We start from the raw sequence: 6,282 nt of genomic DNA on the forward strand, positions 1-6,282 counted from the left end.
GGAGACTTTGATGAAGCCTGTAGTTAAGTTTGTTGACGTAGAGAATATGGCGCGCTGGATTCAGCGCGAAGGCGTCGAGAACATCATCACCGGGATGGTGGACTACCTTGAAGCCGACTACCGCGAATGGGAGCGCTTCGACAAGGTTGCGCGCGTTGCCTCCCACACCCCCTTTGGTGTTATCGAGCTCATGCCGACCTCCAATGGCAAGGAGTACTCCTTCAAATACGTTAACGGTCACCCTTCCAACCCCGCCCGCGGTTTTCAGACGGTTACTGCCTTCGGCGTGTTGGCGGACGTTGACAATGGATACCCCACCTTCGAAGCTGAAATGACGCTGCTTACTGCACTACGCACGGCCGCGACCTCCGCCATGGTGGCCAAGTACCTGGCCCGGAAGGATTCTAAGCGCATGGCCATGGTGGGTGCCGGCTCCCAGTCCGAGTTCCAGGCCCTTGCCTTCCGTGGAGTGATGGGAATCGACGACATTGCCATCTACGATATTGACCCTGCGGCCGTAGAGAAATTCCGGCGCAATCTGGAACCGCTGGGCTTCAACATTACGGCCGCCTCGAGCGTTGACGAGGTCGTTGTGGGCGCGGATATCATTACCACCTGCACTGCGGACAAGGCTCAAAACCAGATTCTGGCCGAGCGCCACGTTGCACCGGGCGTGCACCTCAATGCCGTCGGTGGTGATTGCCCGGGCAAGACCGAGCTCGAAAGCTCTATCCTGGATAAATCCAAGGTCTTTGTTGAATTCCCAGAGCAGACACGCGTCGAAGGAGAGATTCAGCAGAAGCCGGAGGACTTCCCGGTTGTCGAGTTCTATCAGGTACTCACCGGCCAGGCCACCGGGCGCGATAATGATGAGCAGATTACGCTCTTCGATGATGTCGGATTTGCCATCAATGATTTTTCTGCACTGCGCTACCTGCGTGATTCCGTCAAGGGTACAGATTTGGAATCCGAAATCGACATCATCGCGAACCCCGACGACCCGAAGGACCTTTTCTCGTTGGTCGCGAACGTACCTTCTCTTCTTTAACCAGAGCGCACGGAAAGGGGGGAGCCTGTTTCTCCCCTTACCCCGCCGCGAATCCAGCGGTGAGAAGAAAATCACTTTATGATTTAGAACATGAGCAGCTCATCATCGAAGAAGCGCACCAAGTCCTTCGTGATCGCCGCGGTTTTCCTTGCGCTCGCTGTGGTATCCGTCGTGATAGGTCGCGGAGGTAACTCCCTTCCGAGCTTTGGCTTTTCCACAACTACGCATCACGTTAAGGGCGCCATTAGCCCGGAGCTGGAGGCTGTTTTTAAGGACCCGGCCACAACGAAGGCGATGGAAAAGCACGATATCGAGCTCGAGCTCGATGTCCTACCGGCACGGGACTTCGTTGAGGGAAGCAGTAGCTTGGACAAAGATTATGACTTTGTGCTCGCGGATCCTAACGGCGCTACATGGACCTCCGATGTGCGCGATGCCCATCCGGAACTAGCCGGAAGGGATGACCTATCCCCGATGTTTTTTGGTAAGCCGCTGTTGGTGCTGGTACATAGCGAGCTTGTCGAGGACATGAGGGACCACGGCTTGGTTGCGGGATACGACAACCAGGCGGCTTTGGACATGGAGACGCTGGTGGAGATGTCCCAGAAGGACACTCGCTGGCGGGACATCAGTCCGTCCTTCGGCTCGCCGCGCGTGGTGGATGTGGCCGTGCCACAGGTGGACCAGTCCTTTGCCGCACTGCGCTATGCCCGGGTCGTACACACCGCGGCCGCGAACTATGCGGAAAAGGACCTGGGCAGCGATAACAAGGAGAAGATCAACGCGCAGGCGGATGACATCATGCGCCGCCTCGTTGCTGATCAGGGGTATGGCGAAACCACTGATCAGGGCATCCTCGATGCTTTCCTCCGTGTGGATAAGGGCGAAATGCCTATGGTATTGACCACCGCGGAGCAGTACGTGTACCTAGAACGTGCGGGCAAGGACCTATCCGGCTATACGCTGTTGGCGTTGAAACCGGCGACGAAACTAAGCAGCATCGTTCTTCCACTCACTGAGGAAGGCGCATTGTTCGTCACAGCAATGAATGACGCAATCCCAGCAGTCGCGGAGAACCTTGGCTTGGGCTCGGAGAATTCGGACTTCATTGCCGATATTGAGCCTTCAGATAACTACCAGATCCCGGTGGATGGTGGCGATACCACCCCACTGCGGTGGGCGGATTATGAAGAGATTTTGCGAGTGGTTGGTTAAGGCCCCGCAAGGAAAGCATTAGGAAGGTACAGGGGAATGTTTCGGTCTTTAAAAGTCCTGCTCGTCATGCTGAGCACCATGGCGCTGACGGCTTGTTCGGCAGGTGACTTGTTCGATGATGTGGATATGCCGGGTTCCGGCTCGTCCTTCAGCGGTGGCCTCAACATTGTGGCGGCCACGGAGCTTAAGCCTCTGGCGCCGGTGCTTGACGACGCCTCCCAGGACCTCGGCTTCGATATCACCATGACCACCGAGGATGGGACGCTGGCGAATTCCCGCAGCCTGAAACAAGGCGGTTTCGACGGATCCTATGATGCCACGTGGTTTGCCACCAATCGTTATGCGCGCATCATTGGTGCCGATGAGAAGCTGCGCAAAGAACACAGTGTGGCGAGATCCCCCGTAGTACTCGGTGTGCAGCCTTCCGTGGCTAAGGAAAAGGGCTGGACCACGAAGCAACCGACGTGGCAGGAGATTGCTGACTCGGGGATTACCTTCGGTATGACCGATCCTTCGACCTCAAACTCGGGCTTCTCCGCGCTATCGGCTGCGACCACTGCTTTCGCGGACACCGGGCGCGCGCTTACGGAGAAGGATATCCGCCAGGCCACGGGCAAGGTCCAGAAACTCTTCAGTAACCAGACTTTAACGTCGGGATCGTCGGGTTGGCTGGCTGATAGGTTCCGCGAGCATCCGGAGCAGGCCGACGCCATCCTTAACTATGAATCAGTGCTGTACCAGCTCAAGGATGAGGGCGTCGATCTTGAGGTGGTCATCCCCTCCGACGGCGTGATTTCGGCGGACTACCCTTTGTCGGCTCTCGCCAGCTCCCCGGACCAGGAGGCTGAAGGTAAGGTGCAGGCACTTGCCGAATGGTTTGCTGAACACCCAGAGAAGCTGAGGAGCTACCACCTGCGTGTGGACGATTCTGACATGCCCGGGACCATCTTCGAGCTGCCGTACCCGGCCAATGAACAAACCGTAAGCGCACTGGAGGATGCCTTTGCTCACGAGCTGCGTAACCCTGGCAACACGGCGCTGGTCTTGGATACCTCGGGCTCCATGGAGGGCGAGCGCATTGATTTGCTCAAGAATAGTCTGCGCCCGCTGATCGACGGCTCAGCTGACGGCTCTCCAGACGGCGAAGGCCAGGTAGCCTTCCGTAACCGTGAGCAGATCAAGCTCATCCCATATTCTTCTGAGCCGCAGCAGCCGACTCGCGCGCGAGTCGATTTGCAGAACCCGGCAACCACAAAAGAGCTTGCTGATCGCGTAGATCGACTCGTGGCGGATGGCGATACGGCGACGTTCGAGGCTGTGCTCAATGCCTTCAACGAGGTAGACACCAGCAGCGGCGAGATTGGGACCGTGGTGCTCATGACTGATGGCGAAGTGACGCGTGGGCGTACTTTTGCACAATTTAAGGAGGCCTATGAGCAGCTTCCCCCAGAGAAAAAGGAGATCCCGGTCTTTGTCATCTTGTATGGTGAAGCCAACATTCAAGAGATGGAGGAGCTTGCTCAGCTCACGGGCGGCAAGACATTCGATGCGCTCAACGGTGACCTCGCCGCGGCCTTCGAGGAAATCCGCGCTTACCAGTAAAAATCTCCACCTATCCCCAGGAGGACCTACACCTTATGAACACACTGAACTCGCGGAAGATCGTCGTCGGCGTTGCGGTAACGGCGCTCGTTATCGTCCTTCACGTGTTGACTGGTGGCGGTTTAGGTTTCTTGTGGCCACTGGTCGCGGTCTGCACAGGTGCGGCTGCGGGATTCGTGACGCCGCCAAAGCAGGAGAAAGCTATTGAGGCCCCCACCTCGGGTGCAGGTCAACTGATTAGCTCATTGGAGGGCGTCCGATACAACCTGAAGCAGTCCAAAGTGCCCGGACCTGTTAAGAAAGCGTGGGACTCGTTCGATGACTCGGCCGTGTGGGTCCTAGACAATTGGCACCGCCTCGACGATGCCCCACACCAGCAAGCCCTCGTGCGGGACATGATTGAAGAACACTCTAAGGAGCTGGTGAATTCTTACCTCGACGTCACGGACTTGAAGAATCCAGTGGCTGTCGAGGAAATGAGCGAATCGCTGGGGATCCTAGGCCGAGAGATGGGGGAGATTCGAGACGCCATTGCCCAAAACTCAGTACGCAACCTGCGCAACCATTCCATGGCTCTCAAACTCGAATACGGCGGGACCCTTCCATCCATCGAATCCAAGGAGGTGTAGGGTTAGCGGTTATGAGTCTCGATTCGAAGCTGCTCGACATCTTGGTATGTCCGCAGGATAAAGGTCCGCTGAACTATCTGGCCGAAGAACAGGTTTTGGTCAACGAACGCCTCGGCGTGGCCTATCCCATTGAGAACGACATTCCCGTCATGCTGGTAGACCACGCAGTACCGTGGCCACCCCAGAACTAATTCTCACAGCACTGAATCGACTTTCCAAGGAGCATTCATGAACATCATCGATGAGCTGCAGTGGCGCGGCCTCATTAACCAGTCCACCGACCTTGACGCACTGCGCGAGGCTTGCGAAGAGCCCATTACCTTGTACTGCGGTTTTGATCCAACCGGTGACTCCCTCCATGCTGGTCACCTCGTTCCGATGATTATGCTGCGCCGCTTCCAAAAAGCTGGCCACCACCCGATTGCTTTGGCCGGTGGCGCGACGGGCCAAATCGGTGACCCACGCGACGTAGGGGAGCGCACCATGCTGTCGCAGGAGACCATCAACGAGAACATGGTGGCTATCAAGAAGCAGCTGCGCCAATTTATTGACTTTGAGGGCGAGAACGCAGCCACCATGGTCAACAATGCTGACTGGACCTCGCAGATGACCGTCATTGATTTCCTGCGTGATGTCGGCAAGAACTTCTCGCTGAATACCATGTTGGACCGTGATACCGTCAAACGCCGCTTGGAGTCCGACGGTATTTCCTACACCGAGTTCTCCTACATGCTCCTCCAGTCCAATGACTACGTTCACCTCCACGAGGAGTTCGACTGCGTCCTGCAGATTGGCGGTGGCGATCAGTGGGGCAACATCGTGTCTGGCGTCGACCTCAATCGCCGCGTTAAGGGCGTCAAGGTTCACGGACTCACCGTCCCGTTGGTGACGGATGCCCAGGGGCAAAAGTTTGGCAAGTCTACCGGCGGCGGAAAGCTCTGGCTCGATCCGGAAAAGACGTCGCCTTACTCGTGGTACCAGTACTTCCTCAATGCCGGTGACTCCGTGGTTATTGACTACCTCCGGTGGTTTAGCTTCCTGTCGAAGGAAGAGATCGCTGAATACGAGGAGAAGGTTGCTAATGAACCTTTCCGTCGCGAGGCACAACGCCGTCTCGCCCAGGAGATGACCACGCTGGTCCACGGCGCGGAAGCCACCAAGGCTGTCGAGCTTGCTGCTCAAGCGCTGTTCGGTAAAGCAGAGCTTGCTGACCTTGATGAGCAGACGCTGGCGGGTGCGCTTTCTGAAACCACCGTGGCCGAGGTGGCTGCCGGTGAACCGCGCTCCATCGTTGATCTGTTGGTTGCTTCTGGTCTGGCAGATTCCAAGGGCGCGGCTCGACGCACCATCAAGGAAGGTGGCGCCTACGTCAATAACCAGCGTATTGAAGCCGATGACTGGGAGCCGGCGGACGAAGACTTGCTTCACGGTAAGTGGCTGGTGCTTCGTCGCGGTAAGAAGAACTTTGCCGGTGCCAAGCTGAACTAATTAGAGCTCTCGACTTCGCTAGATCACTGCATGCGAATCCCGTCGCCTTGTGCGGCGGGATTCGTCGTTTTCTGGGACAGTGCATCTACACCGGCCGCCGAAGGTTAAGGAAAGTGCTGTTAACCAGGCGATTTGTTGAAGCTTGGGGCTGTGCGTATATTTATCGGAGTCGCCGCGAGACGCTGGTGACACGGAGATTAACTCCTAGTTGACAAGGAATAAACTTGTTAGCTAGAGTATGAACTCCAGCCGCTCAGAGCAGAGAATAGATGAATTCAATGTGACGGGTGTGCGGATGAT

Annotated in this window: 6 protein-coding genes; all 6 read left to right on the forward strand. The window is 56.7% G+C overall.

Annotated features, from left to right (window positions below; all coding sequences use genetic code 11):
• Positions 1 to 10: 10 nt before the first annotated feature.
• Positions 11 to 1,048, forward strand: a complete 1,038-nt coding sequence (locus tag QKE52_RS02200) for an ornithine cyclodeaminase (protein ID WP_046648589.1) — start codon at positions 11 to 13, stop codon at positions 1,046 to 1,048.
• Between the two features lie 90 nt (positions 1,049 to 1,138).
• Positions 1,139 to 2,263, forward strand: a complete 1,125-nt coding sequence (locus tag QKE52_RS02205) for a hypothetical protein (protein ID WP_347947984.1) — start codon at positions 1,139 to 1,141, stop codon at positions 2,261 to 2,263.
• Positions 2,264 to 2,299: 36 nt separating this feature from the next.
• Complete coding sequence (locus QKE52_RS02210) at positions 2,300 to 3,865, forward strand: VWA domain-containing protein (RefSeq protein ID WP_347947985.1); 1,566 nt, start codon at positions 2,300 to 2,302, stop codon at positions 3,863 to 3,865.
• 35 nt (positions 3,866 to 3,900) lie between these two features.
• Positions 3,901 to 4,494, forward strand: coding sequence for a hypothetical protein (locus tag QKE52_RS02215; protein ID WP_046648514.1), 594 nt, complete (start codon positions 3,901 to 3,903; stop codon positions 4,492 to 4,494).
• A gap of 11 nt (positions 4,495 to 4,505) precedes the next feature.
• On the forward strand, positions 4,506 to 4,685 hold the full coding sequence (locus QKE52_RS02220; protein WP_049154615.1) for a Trm112 family protein: 180 nt from the start codon (positions 4,506 to 4,508) through the stop codon (positions 4,683 to 4,685).
• A 37-nt stretch (positions 4,686 to 4,722) separates the two neighbouring features.
• Positions 4,723 to 5,982: a tyrosine--tRNA ligase gene (gene tyrS / locus QKE52_RS02225; protein WP_347947986.1), complete on the forward strand. Its 1,260-nt coding sequence runs from the start codon at positions 4,723 to 4,725 to the stop codon at positions 5,980 to 5,982.
• The last annotated feature ends 300 nt before the right edge of the window (positions 5,983 to 6,282 follow it).

The sequence above is a fragment of the Corynebacterium sp. c25Ua_47 genome (assembly GCF_039907205.1).
Lineage (GTDB): Bacteria > Actinomycetota > Actinomycetes > Mycobacteriales > Mycobacteriaceae > Corynebacterium > Corynebacterium hiratae.

Coding starts and splice junctions, on each gene's coding strand:
- QKE52_RS02200 (WP_046648589.1), top strand. CDS start 11: ATGAAGCCTGTAGTTAAGTTTGTTGACGTAGAGAATATGGCGCGCTGG.
- QKE52_RS02205 (WP_347947984.1), top strand. CDS start 1,139: ATGAGCAGCTCATCATCGAAGAAGCGCACCAAGTCCTTCGTGATCGCC.
- QKE52_RS02210 (WP_347947985.1), top strand. CDS start 2,300: ATGTTTCGGTCTTTAAAAGTCCTGCTCGTCATGCTGAGCACCATGGCG.
- QKE52_RS02215 (WP_046648514.1), top strand. CDS start 3,901: ATGAACACACTGAACTCGCGGAAGATCGTCGTCGGCGTTGCGGTAACG.
- QKE52_RS02220 (WP_049154615.1), top strand. CDS start 4,506: ATGAGTCTCGATTCGAAGCTGCTCGACATCTTGGTATGTCCGCAGGAT.
- tyrS (WP_347947986.1), top strand. CDS start 4,723: ATGAACATCATCGATGAGCTGCAGTGGCGCGGCCTCATTAACCAGTCC.